This is a genomic window from Stenotrophomonas sp. DR822 (genome assembly GCF_019793815.1).
GTDB lineage: Bacteria > Pseudomonadota > Gammaproteobacteria > Xanthomonadales > Xanthomonadaceae > Stenotrophomonas > Stenotrophomonas indicatrix.
Genome location: NZ_CP081826.1, coordinates 2,896,486 through 2,913,540, shown reverse-complemented (window position 1 = coordinate 2,913,540; position 17,055 = coordinate 2,896,486). Strand labels below are relative to the sequence as shown.

Sequence of the window (17,055 nt, the reverse complement as noted above, 5' to 3'; positions counted from 1 at the left end):
CTCAGCCCTGCCCCTGCAGGCGGCGCCACAGCAGGCGCGGCGCGCGCCACAGCATGCCGAAGAACAGCCGGGTATGCATGCGGCTGATGCGCACGTTGTCGCGCCACACGTCGAAATGCGAAACGCCGTCGGCGGGATAGGTCACCCGCGTAGCCAGGTGTTCGACCGGTACCTGCCGCCAGTACAGGCGCACCATCACTTCGGTGTCGAAATCCATGCGCTGGCCGATGGTTTCCTCGCCGACCAGGCGCAGCACCGGCGGCAACGGATACACCCGGAATCCACACATGGTGTCGCGCAGGTGCAGCGACAGCGTGTTGATCCACACCCAGATGTGGGTGGCGTAGCGACCATACAGGCGCGCCTTCGGCACACTGGCATCGTAGGCGGGAATGCCGCAGATCACGGCATCCGGCCGCGCGCGGGCGGCGTCGATGAAGCGCGGCAGGTCGCCGGTGTCGTGCTGGCCGTCGGCATCGATCTGCAGCACATGGGTATACCCACGTCGCTGCGCTTCGGCGAAACCGGCCAGCATCGCACCGCCCTTGCCCTGGTTCGCGTCCAGCCGCAGCAGGTCGACACCCGCTCGCTGTGCCAGTTCCCGCAGCACCAGCGCGCAGGACGGCTGCGAGCCGTCGTCGACCAGCAGGCAGGGCAGGCCCGCTGCCTGCACGCCATCGACGACCGCGCCGATGGCGTGTTCGTGGTCGTACACGGGAATGACCACCAGCGGCGCGAACGCGCCGCCAGCGATGGCCGGCTCAGTGCGCATCGGCGAAGACCACCCTGCCGCTGGCGTGCACGCCATGCACGGAGGTGTAGCGGAACGTCAGCACGCCGCGCCCGGTGTCCCACTCCAGGTGCAGGGTCAGCTCGTCGCCGGGGCGGGCCACGCGTTGGAACTTCACTGCATCCATGCGCTGGAAACCGGTCGGCAACACAAAGGCCTGGCGGCCGAAGCGCACCGCCCAGTCCAGCTGGGCGACGCCGGGCAGGATCGCCGCCTGCGGGAAATGGCCCTGGAACGCGCGCAGCGCGGGGTCCAGCGTCATCCGCAGGGTGGCCGCCGCCTCGTCGCGACAGTCCCAGACCGGCACCGGCATCATCGGCTGGAACAGCGCCACCAGTGCGGCCTGGGTGACCTTGCCCTGGGCATTGATCGGCAGCGATTCGACCAGGCGCCAGCGCCGCGGCCGGGTGACCGCATCGTGGCCCTGCGCCAACCGCGCACCGAGCCGCTGTCCCAGCGCACGCCGTGCGCTGTCACCGGCACGTGCCAACGCCGGATCGGCCGGCACCACCACGGCCGCCAGCTGCTCGCGCTGGCCCTGCAGCACCAGCACGCGCACGTCCTCGACTTCCGGATCCTCGCGCAGCGCGCGCTCCAGTGCATCCAGCGAAACACGGCGTTCTTCGATCTTGACGATGCGGTCGGCACGGCCCAGCAGGCGGAAACGGCCATCGGCCAGTGCTTCCACGCGATCCTGGGTGCGCCACCAGTCCAACGTCTCCAGGTGCGGCGAGGCCACCGCCAGGCAGTCCTCCTCGATCCGCCACTGCACGCCCGGCAACGGCTGCCACGGCGGTGCATCGATGTCCCAGCGCCGCCAGGCGATGCCACCGGTTTCACTGCTGCCGTAAACCTCGGTGGGCGCCACGCCCAACCACTGGCGGACCTGGCGCGCGGCGTCCTCGGGCAGCGGGCCGCCGGAGGAGAACACCGCACGCAGGCGGCCGTGCAGGCTGGCCCAGTCGAGCTGCTCGGGCAGTCGCTTGAGATGGGCCGGGGTCGCCACCAGCACCGTGTCGGTACCGGCCAGCGCGCCCACCAGGTCTTCGTGGAAGAAGCGCCGGGGCTGGATCGCACGGCCGGCAGCCAGCGGCCACAGCACGCGGAACAGCAGGCCGTAGATATGCTGGTGGGACACGGTGCCGTGCACCTGGGCCCCATCGAGCTGGGCGCCGAAGGCGGCCTGCAGCGCATCGACTTCGCGCGCCAGCTGGTCCAGCCGCTTGCTGATCGCGCTGGGCTGGCCGGTGCTGCCGGAGGTGAACACGCACAGTTCGCAGGCGCGCTCGTCCAACGGCAGCAGCGCCACGTCGTCGGCGGCGCTGTCGGTGGCCTGCAACGGCTGGTAATCCGCCGACAGGTCGCCTGCGAAGCCACTCACCTGCGGCTGCAGCGCCTGCAATGTCGCGGGCAGGTTGTCGGCGGCCAGGAACACCCGCTTGCCGGCATGCCAGGCACCGAACAACGCCGCAGCGAAGGCCACGGTGTCATCGAAGTAGAGCGCCCAGTCACGACCTTCGGCAGCGCTGAAAGCGTCATGCCAGGCCAGTACGCGCAGGCGGAAGGCGACATGGTCGAGGGCAGTGCCATCGCAGATACCGATGTCACGACCGGGCTGCGCCGCGATCAGCAGCCGGTCCAGGGCAATCCAGTCAGCCATGCGCGTGCGCTGCCTTGACCCGACGCCGTACCAGCCATTCGCCCCCGAACAACAATCCCATCATCACGTACGCCAACATTCCGTTGTAGAGCATCCAGACCCGGTCCGACGCATACAGCGCGGTGAACAGGGCGAGACCACCATTGAGAACGAAAAAGCCACACCACACCTGGGTGACGCGGCGGGTATAGACCACCGCGAACGGTGGCAGGTCCGGCTCCTGCAGGCGCGCCAGGCGTTCCACCAGCGGCGGACCGAAGCGCAGGCTGGTGGCGAACACCGTCAGCATCACCACGTTCACCAGCGCCGGGTACAGCTTCAGCGGCAGGGCCTGGTTGAGCACGGTGGCCAGCCCGGCCAGCAGGCCCGCGCCGGCGGCGGCGGCCCACCACAAGGGCTGGCGGGTGCTCAGCGCGCGCAGCAGGGCCAGCGCGAACAGCAGCAGCGACAGCCAGCGCGGCTCGAAGCGGCCCATCGCCAGGTAGACCAGCACCGGATAGGCAAGCGAAACCGCTGCCACCACGACCATGCGTGCCCGTGCCATGGTCGCGGCGTCCGTGCTGCTGTCAGGCAGCGGCCTGGCCGGGCAGCAGACCATGCACGACATCAACGATGTCCTGCACGGTGCGCACGGCCTTGAACGCTTCGGGCTGCAGGTTGCGACCGAGCAGCGGCTTGAGCTGCACGATCAGGTCCACGGCATCAATGCTGTCGATGTCCAGGTCGTCGTACAGGCGCGATTCCGGGCTGATCCGCGCCGGCTCGATCTCGAAGCTGTCGGTCAGGATGCGGACGATGCGCTCGAACAGTTCATTCTTGGTCATGGCAGTTCCTGGCGCCTTACAACTGGCGGGCGGCGACGAACTCGCCGAGCGCGCGCACGCTGGAGAAATGGCGACGGGTTTCTTCCGAGTCGGCCGAGAGGCTGACACCGTACTTCTTCTGCAGCGCCAGGCCCAGTTCCAGTGCATCGATCGAGTCCAGGCCGAGGCCTTCCACGAACAGAGGCGCGGTCGGATCGATGTCCTCCGGGGTGATGTCCTCCAGTGAAAGCGAGGAAATGATCAATTCCTTGATCTCGTGCTCAAGTGCTTGCACGGGTCGGATCTCCAGACAGGTCGAAATAACGAGTGAGGTGGTCGGTGACGCGACGGGCCGCCAGGGCATCCCCCCTTGGCGAGTCATCTTCGGCCAGGAACGGCGCGATCGGGATATCTTCGCCGATCTGCAGCTGAACGTGAAAACGACGTGAGGGTACACGATACCACTTCTGGCCCTTGGTCAACGTCGGCGGGGTGCAGGTGATGCGCACCGGGGTGATGTCCAGGCGCCCGCGCACGGCGATGTTGGCCGCGCCACGCTGCAGCCGCAACGGCTGCCCCGGCACGCTGCGGGTGCCTTCCGGGAAGATCACCAGGGTGCCGCCGGCATGCACGGCCGCCGCGCAGTCATCGACCAGCCCAGCGCCGTCGTCATTGGAGATGTAACCGGCGGCACGCACCGGCCCGCGCATGAACGGGTTGCAGGCCACCGCCCGCTTGACCACGCAGTCGGCGTTGGGCAGCAGGGCGATCAGGCAGACCACGTCGATCAGGGTGGGGTGGTTGGCCAGCACCAGCAGGCCATCGCGCTGCAGGCGTTCGCGCCCGTCGACCTGCAGGGTCATCACCCCCAGCCGGCACATCAGCCACACGTGGCTGGCGAAGGCGCGCTGGACCAGCCGGCGGGCCCGGCGGCGACGCGCCACCGGGTCGCGCATCAGCAGCAGCACCGGCATCACCAGCACGCCCAGCAACAGACCGCCGACGCCAAACGCGGCGAAGCTGAGGCCGGTGCCGAACACCCGCCAGGCATGATCGAGGCGGCGCAGCGCCTCAGCCACGGCGGCGCCAGGACCAGCGCTGGCCCTGGGTCACGTGCTGCAGCTGCGGATCCCCGGCCAGCAGGAAGCGATGCAGGTCCAGTGCATGCGGCAACAGACCCGGCGCGGTCGGATCGGCGTCGCCGGCGACCTGCCAGGACAGCGAAAGATCGGCGCCACCGGGAGTACCGGCAGGTGCCAGGCGCCAGCACCAGGCGAAGAACGGGTCGGGTTCGTCGGCGAATTCGGCGTAAACGTCGGGCAACGGCGACTCGTAGATCACGACCCGCACCTCGCTCGCACCATCACCAAGCAGGCCCACGGCCTCCAGGCACGCCGCTTCCACCGTCGACTGGCCGGAGGACAGCGCCAGGTAGTTGCCCCGGTGGCCGCGGGCGATCGAATACAGCGCAGCGATCGCGTTGTGCACGGACAGACCGAAGCCGGTGGGCGACAGCGGCTGATCGGCCACCAGCGAGCCCAGCAGGTCCATCGAACGGGCGACATCGCCATGGCGGCTGGCGAACACCAGCGGCACCTGGCTGTCAGCGCCCTGCCCGTCCTCGCACCAGCACGCGGCCTGGATCGCCATGCGGCCCAGGCGCTCGATACGGCGCCGCTGCATGGCCGGAATCTCGGCCAGGGCCGGCGTGTCCTCACCCTGCGGCAGGAACGGTGCTCCGGCCCAGCCCATCCATTGGCTACGCTCGGTCAGGCCAGGCGCCCAGGCGGCCCAGTCGACAACGGAAAATTCGATCATTACCGGTGATGTTTCGATGGGCGAACGAGAGTCTCGAGCCATTACGGCGACACGCGGCTGCCCCCCATTCCTGCAGCCATGCATCCGTCCAGGACGTCGCCGGCTGCCCCCCTGGCTGCCGGAAAGGAGCGCACGCTAGCACGTCCGACACAGGGATGACATGTTTCACAAAGCACAACGGGGAGCGGTCAGCGACCGCCCCCCGCTTGGACCGATCCAGCGAGCCGGTTCAGTGGTAGCCGGCGTCGGCGCGTACCTTGCCGCGGAACACCCGGTAGGACCACGCCGTGTAGCCCAGGATCACCGGCAGCAGCACCACCAGCCCCACCAGGGTGAAGCCCAGCGACGAGGCCGGCGCGGCGGCCTGCCACAGCGTCATCGACGGCGGCAGCAGGTACGGCCACATGCCCAGCACCAGTCCAGCGAAGCCGAGCACGAACAAGGCCAGGCTGAGCAGGAACGGCGGCAGGTCGCGACGCGGATGGGTGGCGCTGCGCCACAGCGCGATGGCCACCGCCAAGGTCAGCAGCGGCACCGGCGACAGCCACCAGAAGTTGCCGTCGCTGAACCAGCGGTCCATCAGCCGCGACTGCAGGAACGGCAGCCAGCTGCTGACCAGGCCCATTGCCGCGATCACCGCCACCACCAGCGGGCGGGTCATCTGCCGGGCCAGCGCCTGCACGCGGCCTTCGGTCTTCAGGATCAGCCAGGTGCTGCCCAGCAGTGCGTAGCCGGCTACCAGCGCGGCACCGGTCAGCATCGCGAACGGACTGAACCAGCCGAACGCGCCGCCCTGGTACACGCCATCGACCAGCGGCAGGCCCTGTACCAGCGTGCCGAGGATAACGCCCTGGGCGAACGTGGCCAGCAGCGAACCGAGGCCGAACGCCACGCTCCACAGCCGCCGTGAACGGTGCGCCTTGAAACGGAACTCGAAGGCCACGCCACGGAACACCAGCGCCACCACCAGCAGCAGCACCGGCAGGTACAGCGCCGACAGCAGTACGGCATACGCCTTCGGGAAGGCGGCCATCAGGCCAGCGCCGCCGAGCACCAGCCAGGTCTCGTTGCCGTCCCAGATCGGCGCGGCGGTATTCATCATCAGGTCCAGCTGTTCCTCGTCCTCGGCGAACGGGGCGAGGATGCCGATGCCGAGCACGAAACCGTCCAGCACCACGTACATCAGCACGCCGAAGCCGATCACCGCGAACCATGCCACCGGCAGCCAGGTCGCCAGGTCCATGTCAGCGCTCCTCCAGCGGTTCGTCGGCGGCCGACAGCGGCCGCGCCGGGGTGTGGCTGCCATGGTCCAGCGACGGGCCTTCGTCGTATGGCTGCGGGCCGTGGCGCAGGATCTTCACCAGGTACCAGATGCCCCAGCCGAACACGAAGGCATAGCCGATCACATAGACACCCAGCGACAGCGCGGTCATCCATGCACTCTGCGGGCCAACGGCATCGGCGGTGCGCAGCACGCCATAGACCACCCACGGCTGCCGCCCCATCTCGGTGACGAACCAGCCCGACAGCAGCGCGATGAAGCCGCTGGGCAGCATCCAGTTCCAGCCACGCAGCAGCCACGGCGAGGCCAGCAGCTTCTTCCGCCACAGCTGGAAGGCCGAGACCCAGGCCAGCACCAGCATCAGCGTGCCCAGCCCGACCATGATGCGGAAGGCGAAGAACACCGGCGTCACCGGCGGCCGCTCGCTGGCCGGCACCGACGTCAGCGGATCGAACGTACCGTCCACGGTGTGGGTGAGGATCACGCTGCCGAGCTTGGGAATGGCCACCTCGAAATCGTTGCGCTCCTCCTTCTCGTTGGGCAGCGCGAACACCACCAGCGGCACGCCCTCGCCTTCCTTGGTCTCATGCCAGTGCGCTTCCATCGCCGCGATCTTCATCGGCTGGTGCTTGAGCGTGTTCAGGCCATGCATGTCGCCGACGAAGATCTGCAGCGGCACGGTCAGCGCCGCGAACGCCACCGCCGCGATCAGCATGCGCCGCCCCGCTTCCACGTGCGTTCCCCTGCGCAGATACCACGCGCCCACGCCACCGATCACGAAACAGGTGGTGATGAACGAACCCAGCGCCATGTGCGCCAGCCGGTACGGGAAGGACGGGTTGAACACCACCTGCCACCAGTCGACGGGATGCACGATGCCGTTGACCATCTCGTAGCCGGCCGGCGTATGCAGCCAGCTGTTGGACGAGAGGATCCAGAAGGTAGAGAACAGCGTGCCCAGCGCCACCATGCAGGTGGACAGGAAATGCAGGCGCGGCGACACCCGGCCCCAGCCGAACATCATCACGCCGAGGAAGCTGGCTTCCAGGAAGAACGCGGTCAGCACTTCGTAGGTCAGCAGCGGTCCGATGACCGTACCGGCCACTTCGCTCAGCCGCGGCCAGTTGGTGCCGAACTGGAAGGCCATGACGATGCCGCTGACCACGCCCATGCCGAAGGACACCGCGAAGATCTTCTGCCAGAAGAAATACAGCTCGCGCCACACGGGCAATTTCGTGCGCAGCCAGCGCCACTCGATGAAGGCCAGCCAGCTGGCCGTACCGATGGTGAAGGCCGGGAACAGCACGTGGAAACTGATGACGAATCCGAACTGGATCCGGGACAACAACAACGCGTCCAAGGGACGCCTCCTGCCAGCTGCCGGTGGGATACCAGACCACTTTAGGGGGATATCGTTAAGCCGGGATGCGACCGGGTGACGCGCTGCTTCACTTTGTCGCAGGGTGCGCGGACGCCGCCGGGCATGGCCCGGCGCTACACGTCATTTCATCATTGGTGGCTCCGGGCCATGCCGGGCGAGGTGCTGATTCACGCGGTAGCGCCGGGCCATGCCCGGCGGGGTGCTGATTCACGCGGTAGCGCCGGGCCATGCCCGGCGGGGTGCTGATTCACGCGGTAGCGCCGGGCCATGCCCGGCGGGGCGCTGATTCACGCGGTAGCGCCGGGCCATGCCCGGCGGGGCGCTGATTCACGCGGTAGCGCCGGGCCATGCCCGGCGGGGCGATCACCGCCAGAAATACCAGACGCCCATCGCCAGCAACGCGCCCAGCAACACGATCTGCACCACCGCATAGCCCACGCTGCTGTCGCGCGACTCGGACGCAATCCGCTTCTGCAGCGCTTCGCTCACATCCGGCACCTCGTCCTGCCTTACCTGTTCATGCAAGGCCTGCGAGAGCGCACGCTCGTCGGGTTCGCGGGAATCGGTTGGTCGGCTCACAACAGTTCTCCGGCGGTGGCGTGCTTCACCAGCTCCTGTTTCAGGACCTGGCGCGCGCGGTGCAGGTGGCTCTTGATGGTACCCCGGGCCAGCCCGGTCACCTGCTCGATCTCGGCCAGATCGAAATCCTCCAGGTAGTGCAGGCCGACGATCAGGCGCTGCGGCGCGCTCAACCGCTGCAGCGCTGCGCCCAGTTGGCGGCCGGCCTGCAGCGCCTCGCTGAGTTCGGCCGGGCCCGGCCCTTCATCGCCGATACCCAGCTCTTCAGGTACCTCCACCGCCACCATCCACTGCGCTTCCAGCCGCCGCCGCAGGTGCTGCAGCGCGGTGGTGTAGGCCACGCGCGAAATCCAGGTCCGCAACGAAGATTCAAAACGGAACCGGTGCAGCTGGCGGAACACGGCCAGGAAGGTTTCCTGCAGCAGGTCGGCCACCTGGTCACGGTCGCCGACCATGCGCCCGATCACATGCGCGCAGGTGCGCTGATGTGTTTCCACCAACTGCGCGAAGGCCGCTTGCGAGCCGTCGATGATCGCGCCCACCAGGGCGCGGTCGTCCGACCACGCAGAGGGCTCCTCCACGGGGACATTGCGCCGCCGCCCCCGCAGTGCAGCCAGCGCTTCCCCCAGCAGGCTCATGCGTGGGGCTCCCCCTGTGCCCGCAGCATACGCCGGCTCAGCCCTTGCGCGTGGCGGGGCGGGTGAAGTGCCAAGCCAGCAGCTGGCCCAGCCCTGCACTGCCAACCAGCGCGGCAGCTGCGCCGAACGTCAGGTCGCGTGCACCGATGGCCTCCAGCAGCGCCATGGCCAGCGCCAGGCAGACCAGGCTGATGCCCCAGCGCAGCGCGCCCTGGCGGCGGCGTTCCTCTTCCAGCACCGCAAGCGAGCGGATCACCTCTTCCGGTACGTGCGGTGCCACCAGCTTGCTGCGCGCACGCGCATCGGCAATGGCATGGATCGCATAGGCGATGCAGATGAAAAGGGTGATCGGGATGAGTTCCTGCATGGTCGTGCTCCTGTCCGGTGGATGATGCGGGTTCAGGAGATTGGATGCGCGACCCTGCCGACCGGTTGCACCGCTTTGCCGATTCCGCTGCCATGACCTGTGGCCCCTGCCCGGGGCCGGGGCGGCTGCTACGCTTGCCCGGTTTCCTCTTCTGGTGCCGTCCGCCCATGTCCCGAGTGCTGCCCCTGTCCCTCCTGCTGTCTGCCGTGCTGGCCGCTCCGGCCGCGCAGGCTGCGCCGACACCGATCACCATCGAACAGGCCATGGCCGACCCGGACTGGATCGGTCCGCCGGTGGAGAAGGCCTGGTGGTCGTGGAACAGCCAGCAGGTGGAGTACCAGCTCAAGCGCAACGGCAGCCCGGTGCGCGACACCTTCCGCCAGCCGATCGCCGGTGGCGTGGCCGCGCAGGTGGCCGATGACCAGCGCGGCAGCCTGGACGTGGCCGATCCGGTGTACGACCGCAGCCGCACGCGCAGCGCGTTCGTGCGCAACGGCGACGTGTTCGTGCGCGACCTGCGCAGCGGCGCACTGACCCAGCTGACCCGCAGCAACGAGCGCGCCAGCGGCGTGAACTTCGCCGCCGACAACGGCGTGATCTGGCGCGTGGGCCAGAACTGGTTCCACTGGACCGCCGCCAGCGGCGTGCAGCAGGTGGCCAGCCTGAAGGCCGAAAAGGATCCCAGCACGCCGCCGAAGGCCGACGTGCTGCGCGACCAGCAACTGCGCACGCTGGAAACCCTGCGCCGCGACCGCGAACAGCGCGAGGCGCTGAAGGACCAGGACCAGCGCTGGCGCCAGGCCGACCCGACCCGCGCACCGGGTCCGGTATTCCTGGGTGCCGACGTGGATATCGTCGACAGCGTGCTGTCGCCGGACCTGGGCCACCTGATCGTGACCACCAAGCCGAAGGACTTCGATGACGGCCGCGGCGGCAAGATGCCGCTGTACGTGACCGAGTCGGGCTATGAGGAAACCGAGGACACCCGCCAGCGCGTCGGCCGCAACGGCTTCGAGCCGCACACCCTGTGGTTCGTGGATGTACGCAGCGGCAAGGCCGAGAAGCTGTCGCTGTCCAGCCTGCCGGGCATCGGCACCGATCCGCTGGCCGAGCTGCGCCGCAAGGCCGGCAAGGACGCACTGAAGGGCGACCGCAGCGTGCAGGTGATGAGCGACTTCATGGGCGGTGGCATCCGCTGGAGCGCTGACGGCCAGCAGGCCGCGGTGATGCTGCGCGCCAACGACAACAAGGACCGCTGGATCGTCAGCGTTGCTGCCGCCGACGGCCGCGTGCAGAACCGCCACCGGCTGACCGACAACGCCTGGATCAACTGGGGCTTCAACGATTTCGGCTGGATGGCCGATGGCCGCACGCTGTGGCTGCTGTCCGAGGAATCCGGCTTCTCGCACCTGTACACCCAGGCCGGTGGCGGCAAGCCGCAGGCGCTGACCAGCGGCAAGTGGGAAACCTCGGCGCCGGTGCTGTCGGCCGACGGCAAGGGCTTCTACTTCCTGTGCAACCAGCAGGCCCCGCATGACTACGAAGTCTGCGCGGTCGATACCGCTGCCCGCCAGGTGCGCGAGCTGACCAACCTCAATGGCGTGGAAGATTTCTCGCTGTCGCCGGACGGCCAGCAGCTGCTGGTGCGCTATTCCGGCGCCTACCTGCCGGCGCAGCTGGCGGTGGTGCCGAGTACCGGCGCCGGCCAGGCGCGCGTGCTGACCGATACCCGTACCGCCGAGTACAAGGCGCGCCAGTGGATCCAGCCGAAGCTGGTGGCGGTGCCGTCCAAGCATGGCGCCGGCGTGGTCTGGGCCAAGTACTACGCGCCGGAAAACAAGGAACCCGGCAGGAAGTACCCGATCGTGATGTTCGTGCACGGTGCCGGCTACCTGCAGAACGTGCACCAGCGCTACCCGGCCTATTTCCGCGAGCAGATGTTCCACAACCTGCTGGTGCAGAAGGGTTACATCGTGCTGGACATGGACTACCGCGGCAGCGAGGGCTATGGCCGCGACTGGCGCACGGCGATCTACCGCAACATGGGCCACCCGGAGCTGGAAGACTACAAGGACGGCCTGGACTGGCTGGTCGACACCCAGCAGGGTGACCGTGACCACGCCGGCATCTACGGCGGCTCCTACGGCGGCTTCATGACCTTCATGGCCCTGTTCCGCTCGCCGGGCACGTTCAAGGCCGGCGCCGCGCTGCGTCCGGTGGTCGACTGGCACCAGTACAACCACGGCTACACCAGCAACATCCTCAACACCCCGGACATCGATCCGGAGGCCTACCGCGTGTCCTCGCCGATCGAGTACGCACAGAACCTGCAGGACAACCTGCTGATCGCCCACGGCATGATGGACGACAACGTGTTCTTCCAGGATTCGGTGAACCTGACCCAGCGCCTGATCGAGCTGCACAAGGACAACTGGTCGATCGCGCCGTACCCGCTGGAGCGCCATGGTTATGTGCGCGCCGATTCCTGGCTGGACCAGTACAAGCGCATCCTCAAGCTGTTCGAGCAGAACCTGAAGTGAGTGCTGCCGCGGCCACGATCCACATCGTGGCCGCGGTCATCCTTGATGACCGTGGCCGGACTCTGGTGGTGCGCAAGCACGGTGCCAGCCGCTTCATCCAGCCGGGCGGCAAGCCCGACCCGGGCGAGGCCCCTCTGCAGGCACTGGCGCGCGAGCTGGACGAGGAACTGGGCGTACAGCTGCGCACCGCTTCGGCCATCGCACTCGGCAGTTTCGAGGACTGGGCGGTGAACGAGCCCGGCCACCGCGTGCAGGCGCAGGCCTGGCGGGTGTGGATCGAAGGTGAGCCGTGCGCGCGCGCGGAGATCGCCGAACTGGCCTGGGTGCCGCTGCAGCCGCCGCACGGCCGGCCCTTGGCACCCTTGAGTGAACACCATATCCTGCCGGCGGTCGCTGCCCTGGCGACGGCCCGCTGACCCGGCGGGCATCGCTCACCCGGACAACGGATGTCAGCCTCGATTCCCCCGATTCCAGCACCCGACCCACCGCCACCCAGCAACTGGGTCGGCGCGGTGGCGCAGGGCTCGTTCTGGCTGAGCCTGCTGGTCACCCTCTATTTCCTCGCGCAGGCGCTGATGGCTGCGGCGCTTGCCCGCACCGGGTTCTGGACCACGCTGGTGACACTGGCATGGGAACAGCAGCTCGACGGCAGCCTGTGGTGGATGCTCAAACACCCGGCGGCCACCTCGCTGCTGGTTGCCCTGCTCTGCCTGTTCTCGACCCTGGCCAGCTTGGGCCTGTGGCGCGGGCGGCGATGGGGCTTGTGGGCCTATGTGTGGATGCTGGGCCTGAGCGCGCTGGCCAACTTCGTGATCGCCTGGTGGATGGACCGCCTGCTGCTGGTGTTGATCGCGCTGCTTGCCAGCGACCCCACGGCGCAGCATGAGCTGCAGGTCCAGCGTGTGCTGTTCACGCTGACACTGGTCGGTACCTCGGTGCTGTTCGCGGGGCTGCAGGGTTGGCTCGGCTGGCGCCTGCTGCGGCCGGACATCCGCGCGCGCTTCCGCTGAACATCTCCCTTCCTTCCGCACGACAAGGATGTCGCATGCCTGCCCTGCTCCGAATGTTTCTGGTCGTCACTGCGCTGCTGCTGACCACCCCGCCAACGCCGACCGCAGCCTCCGCGTCCACGTCCGCGCCCGCGCCGCTGCGATGTGGCCAGTACGTCAATGCGCAGAATGACTCCACACTGGTGATCGACTCACACAACCGGGGCCGTCGCCTGGCGGCGGGCTTTGGTTTCGAACCGCTGCAGATCGAACGCGATGGCAACGGCCTGGTGCTGGTCAACCTGGATGACGGCGTGGCAACAGCGGTCACTGCCAGTGCTGATGGCAGACGCATCAACGACACGCTGCAGGACTACCAGCTGCGTGCACCGGCGGTCTGCCAGCCGGTAGCCGTGAACGCCGCCGGCAGCTGCCTGGCCGATGCGAACCGCTGTATGGCTCACCTGCACGCGGCGACGCCGCCGCAGCTGCTGACCGCCTGCCAACAGGGCGTGGGCGCGGCCTGCAGCGGCCTGTTGCTGGGCTACGTGGACGATGCGCTCCTCGCTGCCGCGTCTGCCAAGGGCATAGCGCTGGCTACCGCCGCACCGGCGCCCTGCACCACCGATGCGGAGCGCGAGGAGGTACTGACCTGCCGTGATGCCCGTCGTGACGCGTTGGCCGCCGCCGTGGCACAGGCCAGCGGCCAGGCGTTCGCCCGTGGCATCGATCCAGCGTGGGTGGAACTGCCGGCGGCGCAGCGCGACCAGTTGCAGCAGCTGTGCCTGCAGCAGCGCGCTGGCCGCTTCTGCACCGAAGTGGCCGAGCAGCAGTTGAACGCGCGCGATCCACGCGCGGCCGTGCAGGCGTTGCAGGTGGTCTGCGACAGCGGTCGCTACAGCGCATGCGAACGGGTCGAACCCCTGCAGGCACTCGGTGCCGCGTTGCGCCTGGTCGATGCGACCGAGCCGCCCTGTGGCCTGTACCGGGCCGACGGCGGCACGATCGATGCGGTTGCGTTCGGCGACGATGGCCACGCGACGATCGGTAGCCAGCGCTCGCAGGTGCGACTGCTGGACGGTGCCATCCATCTGCGCAATGACCACGGCAGCGATCATGTGCTGCGCCTGCTGGCCAATGGCGACCTGCTGGGCATGGATGCCTGGACCGGCTACCAGCGTTACCAGCGGCAGCCGGGTGCTGTGCGCTGCAAGGCTGCGCCCGCCCGAGATACCGCACCATCTGCGCACCGATGATGACCATCGTTCCACGTACCGTTTCTGCAAGGAGTTCCTGCATGCTCCCCTCCACTGCCCACCGCAGCCGCCTGTCACGCGGGTGGATCGCCGCGCTGCTGTTGTCGCTCGGCCCGGCAGCATCCGCGCAACCACTGCTGTGCGGCACCTTCAAGGACGCCGACAACGGCGCCCGGTTGACGGTGGAAAGCCCAGTACAGGGCTCCCGCCTCATCCCCGGCGCAGCCCCGGAGCCCTACAACCTGGAGCAGCTGGAGGACGTGCTGATGCTGGCCAACCTGGCCACCGGCGACATCGAGGCCCTGCAGATCGTCGACGAGGGCCACGCGCTGGCCGGCGAAGAGCGCTACTACACGCTGGAAAGCACGGCGGACTGCCAGGCGTCGCCGGTGTTCGCAGCGGGCAGCTGCCGCGCCGATATCGCCAGCTGCATGGATGACATGGCAGTGGCCGGACCCGAGCGCTGGCGGCAGTGGTGCCGTGAAGGCGTGCCGGCCGGCTGCAATCGCTTGATCGAGGATTATCGCAGCGACGCCCGCAATGCCCTGGTGCTCGACATCGCCCTGGCCAGCAATCGCCAGGAGCCTGCTGAACCTGCGGCATGCCAGCGTGGCAGTACGGACGTCGACGAAGCATGCAAACAGGCCGAAGCGGTGGGCCGGGTCCGTGACGCGGCCTGGGCGTTCTCGGTGGCGCGAAGCATCCCGCGCGACGTGCCGCTGCCGGCAGCGCAGCTGGACGAGGTCAGCACGCTGTGCCGCGAGCATCCCAGTGCCAGTTCCTGCCATGCCGCAGCCGTGGCGCTGTGGGCATCGGCGCGCCTGCTGCCGGCCCGCGATGCCCTGCAGCTGGCCTGCAGCATCGGTCGGGACCCGCAGGCCTGCAGCAGCGTCGCCCCCTTGGCCGCACTGAGCAGCGCAGACCTGGTCATCGTGGACGAGGCCAAGCTGCCCTGCGGCCGCTATGCGGCGCAGGGCCACGCCCTGGTGTTCGGCGACGACGCCCAGGTCCAGGTCGATGCGTCCGGCAGGCAGCCGGCGGTCATGCGCGAGGGCGCCATCCGGGTGCGGAACGAGGAAGGTGAGGACCACGTGTTCTGGCAGCTGGCCAATGGCGATCTTGTCGGCAACGACCGTTGGGCCCGCTTCGCCCGCTACCAGCGTGATGGTTCGTCGCCGACCTGCGGGGCGCGCGCCAGCGCAGGCACGGCGCTGCGGTAAAGTACGCGCCATGAACGAATTCGAGCGCGTTCGCGCCTACCTCACCGACCTCCAGGACCGCATCTGTGCAGCGATCGAATCCGCCGATGGCCGGGCACGGTTCCAGGAAGACCTGTGGCAGCGCGCCGAAGGTGGCGGTGGCCGCACCCGCGTGCTGCGCGATGGCGCGGTGTTCGAGCAGGCCGGCATCGGCTTTTCCGATGTGGCGGGCAGTCGCCTGCCGCCGTCCGCGTCGGCCAACCGGCCGGAACTGGCCGGTGCCTCGTGGCGCGCCACCGGTGTGTCGCTGGTGTTCCACCCGCTCAACCCCTACGTGCCGACCACCCACGCCAACGTGCGCTTCTTCCAGGCCCAGCGCGACGGCGAGGTGGTGGCCAGCTGGTTCGGCGGTGGCTTCGACCTGACCCCGTTCTACCCGTTCGACGAGGACATGCAGCACTGGCATCGGGTGGCACGCGATCTGTGCGCGCCGTTCGGTGAAGAGCGCTACGCGGCGCACAAGCGCTGGTGCGATGAGTATTTCTTCCTGCGCCACCGCAATGAGACGCGCGGTGTGGGCGGTCTGTTCTTCGATGACCTGCACGGCGATTTCGAACGCGATTTCGCCTACCTGCGCGCGGTCGGCGATGGCTTCCTCGATGCCTACCTGCCGATCGTGCAACAGCGCAAGGACACGCCCTACGGCGAACGCGAGCGCGAGTTCCAGCTGTACCGCCGCGGCCGCTACGTCGAGTTCAACCTGGTCTACGACCGTGGCACGCTGTTCGGCCTGCAGAGTGGCGGGCGCAGCGAGAGCATCCTGATGAGCCTGCCGCCGCGGGTGCGTTGGGAGTACGGCTTCAGCCCCGATGAAGGCAGCGCCGAGGCGCGCCTGGCCGATTACCTGGTGCCGCGCGACTGGGTGTGATGCGTGGCGCCCACAGTGGTCGAGCAAGCTCGACCACTACCGGGACAGGGCCGAGGCGACAGGCGGTCGGGAACGCTTGATATCGACCGCAGCGCCTACCCGTCCTTGCGCTTGGGAATGATGGTGATGTGGCCGTTGGTTTCCAGCAGTGCCAGTTCCACTTCTTCCACGCCGATGCAGCTCTGCTGGCGCATGGCGACATCGAAATCGGCGCGGCTGACCAGCTCGCGCCGCAGCACACCGTCGAAGAGCTTGCCGTTGCGCGCGATCACCACCGGTTCGCCCTCGATCAGCCGTTCCATGCGGCGGCTGCGGGCGGTGATCCAGCCGACGCCATAGTTCAGCAGGATCAGCGTGGCGGCCAGCAGCAGGCCGCCGGCCAGCGAGGTATCGGTGCCCAGCAGTGCGTTCTGCACCGCATTGCCCAGCAGCACGATCAGCAGCACGTCGAACGGGGTGACCTGGCCCAGCGCGCGCTTGCCGCTGAGCCGGACCATGCCCAGCACGACCGCGTAGACCACCACCGCGCGCAGGATGAATTCCCACCACGGCATCGCCAAGTCGAACAGATCGGGCATTGCGGGATTCCCTGCTGGACAATGGCCCAGCGTGGCGCAGCAGCGCACAAATAAAAAGCCCCGCTGACCAGGGGGAGGTCAACGGGGCCGGGGAACGGGCGCTTGGGGAGGAGCCCCCGTTCCGAGATCTGCTCCAGGGGATGGGAGAGATCCACAACAGGCATTGCGCCTGTCGGGAGTTATAGAAGCACTCCGAACACTAACGGTTCGTGAAGGGGCCCAATTTAATAAGCGCCCCTCAGGGAAA

At 68.3% G+C, this 17,055-nt stretch carries 19 protein-coding genes; 6 read left to right on the top strand and 13 right to left on the bottom strand.

Annotation, left to right across the window (positions count from 1 at the left end; all coding sequences use genetic code 11):
• Nucleotide 1: 1 nt before the first annotated feature.
• The 12 genes from K5K93_RS13365 to K5K93_RS13310 form a co-directional block, all read right to left on the bottom strand.
• Nucleotides 2-772 (bottom strand): glycosyltransferase family 2 protein, encoded by a 771-nt coding sequence (locus K5K93_RS13365; protein ID WP_222388143.1) that lies wholly within the window; start codon nt 770-772, stop codon nt 2-4.
• Nucleotides 762-2,450, bottom strand: coding sequence for an AMP-binding protein (locus tag K5K93_RS13360; protein ID WP_222388142.1), 1,689 nt, complete (start codon nt 2,448-2,450; stop codon nt 762-764). The genes K5K93_RS13365 and K5K93_RS13360 overlap by 11 nt, the downstream gene beginning before the upstream one ends.
• Nucleotides 2,443-2,994: a hypothetical protein gene (locus tag K5K93_RS13355; RefSeq protein WP_093819572.1), complete on the bottom strand. Its 552-nt coding sequence runs from the start codon at nt 2,992-2,994 to the stop codon at nt 2,443-2,445. Before K5K93_RS13355 ends, K5K93_RS13360 begins: the two co-directional genes overlap by 8 nt.
• 22 nt (nt 2,995-3,016) lie before the next feature.
• On the bottom strand, nt 3,017-3,274 hold the full coding sequence (locus K5K93_RS13350) for an acyl carrier protein (protein ID WP_025878014.1): 258 nt from the start codon (nt 3,272-3,274) through the stop codon (nt 3,017-3,019).
• A 16-nt stretch (nt 3,275-3,290) separates the two neighbouring features.
• Nucleotides 3,291-3,548, bottom strand: coding sequence for a phosphopantetheine-binding protein (locus K5K93_RS13345; protein WP_222388141.1), 258 nt, complete (start codon nt 3,546-3,548; stop codon nt 3,291-3,293).
• Complete coding sequence (locus tag K5K93_RS13340; protein WP_025878020.1) at nt 3,535-4,332, bottom strand: lysophospholipid acyltransferase family protein; 798 nt, start codon at nt 4,330-4,332, stop codon at nt 3,535-3,537. The genes K5K93_RS13345 and K5K93_RS13340 overlap by 14 nt, the downstream gene beginning before the upstream one ends.
• Nucleotides 4,325-5,071, bottom strand: a complete 747-nt coding sequence (locus K5K93_RS13335) for a beta-ketoacyl synthase chain length factor (RefSeq protein WP_093819519.1) — start codon at nt 5,069-5,071, stop codon at nt 4,325-4,327. Before K5K93_RS13335 ends, K5K93_RS13340 begins: the two co-directional genes overlap by 8 nt.
• Before the next feature lie 229 nt (nt 5,072-5,300).
• On the bottom strand, nt 5,301-6,314 hold the full coding sequence (gene cydB, locus K5K93_RS13330; protein ID WP_222388140.1) for a cytochrome d ubiquinol oxidase subunit II: 1,014 nt from the start codon (nt 6,312-6,314) through the stop codon (nt 5,301-5,303).
• A gap of 1 nt (nt 6,315) precedes the next feature.
• Nucleotides 6,316-7,713: a cytochrome ubiquinol oxidase subunit I gene (locus tag K5K93_RS13325; protein WP_222388139.1), complete on the bottom strand. Its 1,398-nt coding sequence runs from the start codon at nt 7,711-7,713 to the stop codon at nt 6,316-6,318.
• A gap of 384 nt (nt 7,714-8,097) precedes the next feature.
• Nucleotides 8,098-8,313: a membrane protein gene (locus tag K5K93_RS13320; protein WP_032976798.1), complete on the bottom strand. Its 216-nt coding sequence runs from the start codon at nt 8,311-8,313 to the stop codon at nt 8,098-8,100.
• Nucleotides 8,310-8,951 carry a sigma-70 family RNA polymerase sigma factor gene (locus K5K93_RS13315; RefSeq protein ID WP_222388138.1) on the bottom strand — a complete coding sequence of 214 codons (642 nt, stop codon included), beginning with the start codon at nt 8,949-8,951 and terminating at the stop codon, nt 8,310-8,312. The genes K5K93_RS13320 and K5K93_RS13315 overlap by 4 nt, the downstream gene beginning before the upstream one ends.
• A gap of 37 nt (nt 8,952-8,988) precedes the next feature.
• Nucleotides 8,989-9,318, bottom strand: a complete 330-nt coding sequence (locus tag K5K93_RS13310; RefSeq protein WP_025878030.1) for a hypothetical protein — start codon at nt 9,316-9,318, stop codon at nt 8,989-8,991.
• A gap of 167 nt (nt 9,319-9,485) precedes the next feature.
• On the opposite strand from K5K93_RS13310, the gene K5K93_RS13305 reads away from it, so the two are divergent.
• The 6 genes from K5K93_RS13305 to hemF are packed head-to-tail and all read left to right on the top strand — an operon-like array spanning nt 9,486 to nt 16,230.
• Complete coding sequence (locus K5K93_RS13305; RefSeq protein WP_222388137.1) at nt 9,486-11,858, top strand: S9 family peptidase; 2,373 nt, start codon at nt 9,486-9,488, stop codon at nt 11,856-11,858.
• Nucleotides 11,855-12,274, top strand: coding sequence for an NUDIX domain-containing protein (locus tag K5K93_RS13300; RefSeq protein ID WP_222388136.1), 420 nt, complete (start codon nt 11,855-11,857; stop codon nt 12,272-12,274). The genes K5K93_RS13305 and K5K93_RS13300 overlap by 4 nt, the downstream gene beginning before the upstream one ends.
• Before the next feature lie 30 nt (nt 12,275-12,304).
• Entirely contained in the window at nt 12,305-12,868 is a 564-nt protein-coding gene (locus tag K5K93_RS13295) for a hypothetical protein (RefSeq protein WP_222388135.1), read from the top strand.
• A gap of 35 nt (nt 12,869-12,903) precedes the next feature.
• Nucleotides 12,904-14,103, top strand: coding sequence for a hypothetical protein (locus K5K93_RS13290; protein ID WP_222388134.1), 1,200 nt, complete (start codon nt 12,904-12,906; stop codon nt 14,101-14,103).
• Between the two features lie 41 nt (nt 14,104-14,144).
• A complete protein-coding gene (locus tag K5K93_RS13285; RefSeq protein ID WP_222388133.1) occupies nt 14,145-15,323 on the top strand; it encodes a hypothetical protein in 1,179 nt (392 codons plus the stop codon).
• A 10-nt stretch (nt 15,324-15,333) separates the two neighbouring features.
• Nucleotides 15,334-16,230 carry an oxygen-dependent coproporphyrinogen oxidase gene (gene hemF, locus K5K93_RS13280; RefSeq protein WP_093819539.1) on the top strand — a complete coding sequence of 299 codons (897 nt, stop codon included), beginning with the start codon at nt 15,334-15,336 and terminating at the stop codon, nt 16,228-16,230.
• A gap of 95 nt (nt 16,231-16,325) precedes the next feature.
• On the opposite strand, the gene K5K93_RS13275 is transcribed toward hemF, so the two are convergent.
• Entirely contained in the window at nt 16,326-16,808 is a 483-nt protein-coding gene (locus tag K5K93_RS13275; protein WP_093819541.1) for a YetF domain-containing protein, read from the bottom strand.
• Nucleotides 16,809-17,055 lie beyond the last annotated feature (247 nt).

What these genes read in the sequence shown, in the direction of transcription:
- K5K93_RS13365 (WP_222388143.1), bottom strand. Translation starts at nt 772, where the DNA reads ATGCGCACTGAGCCGGCCATCGCTGGCGGCGCGTTCGCGCCGCTGGTG.
- K5K93_RS13360 (WP_222388142.1), bottom strand. Translation starts at nt 2,450, where the DNA reads ATGGCTGACTGGATTGCCCTGGACCGGCTGCTGATCGCGGCGCAGCCC.
- K5K93_RS13355 (WP_093819572.1), bottom strand. Translation starts at nt 2,994, where the DNA reads ATGGCACGGGCACGCATGGTCGTGGTGGCAGCGGTTTCGCTTGCCTAT.
- K5K93_RS13350 (WP_025878014.1), bottom strand. Translation starts at nt 3,274, where the DNA reads ATGACCAAGAATGAACTGTTCGAGCGCATCGTCCGCATCCTGACCGAC.
- K5K93_RS13335 (WP_093819519.1), bottom strand. Translation starts at nt 5,071, where the DNA reads ATGATCGAATTTTCCGTTGTCGACTGGGCCGCCTGGGCGCCTGGCCTG.
- cydB (WP_222388140.1), bottom strand. Translation starts at nt 6,314, where the DNA reads ATGGACCTGGCGACCTGGCTGCCGGTGGCATGGTTCGCGGTGATCGGC.
- K5K93_RS13315 (WP_222388138.1), bottom strand. Translation starts at nt 8,951, where the DNA reads ATGAGCCTGCTGGGGGAAGCGCTGGCTGCACTGCGGGGGCGGCGGCGC.
- K5K93_RS13310 (WP_025878030.1), bottom strand. Translation starts at nt 9,318, where the DNA reads ATGCAGGAACTCATCCCGATCACCCTTTTCATCTGCATCGCCTATGCG.
- K5K93_RS13305 (WP_222388137.1), top strand. Translation starts at nt 9,486, where the DNA reads ATGTCCCGAGTGCTGCCCCTGTCCCTCCTGCTGTCTGCCGTGCTGGCC.
- K5K93_RS13295 (WP_222388135.1), top strand. Translation starts at nt 12,305, where the DNA reads ATGTCAGCCTCGATTCCCCCGATTCCAGCACCCGACCCACCGCCACCC.
- K5K93_RS13290 (WP_222388134.1), top strand. Translation starts at nt 12,904, where the DNA reads ATGCCTGCCCTGCTCCGAATGTTTCTGGTCGTCACTGCGCTGCTGCTG.
- K5K93_RS13285 (WP_222388133.1), top strand. Translation starts at nt 14,145, where the DNA reads ATGCTCCCCTCCACTGCCCACCGCAGCCGCCTGTCACGCGGGTGGATC.
- hemF (WP_093819539.1), top strand. Translation starts at nt 15,334, where the DNA reads ATGAACGAATTCGAGCGCGTTCGCGCCTACCTCACCGACCTCCAGGAC.
- K5K93_RS13275 (WP_093819541.1), bottom strand. Translation starts at nt 16,808, where the DNA reads ATGCCCGATCTGTTCGACTTGGCGATGCCGTGGTGGGAATTCATCCTG.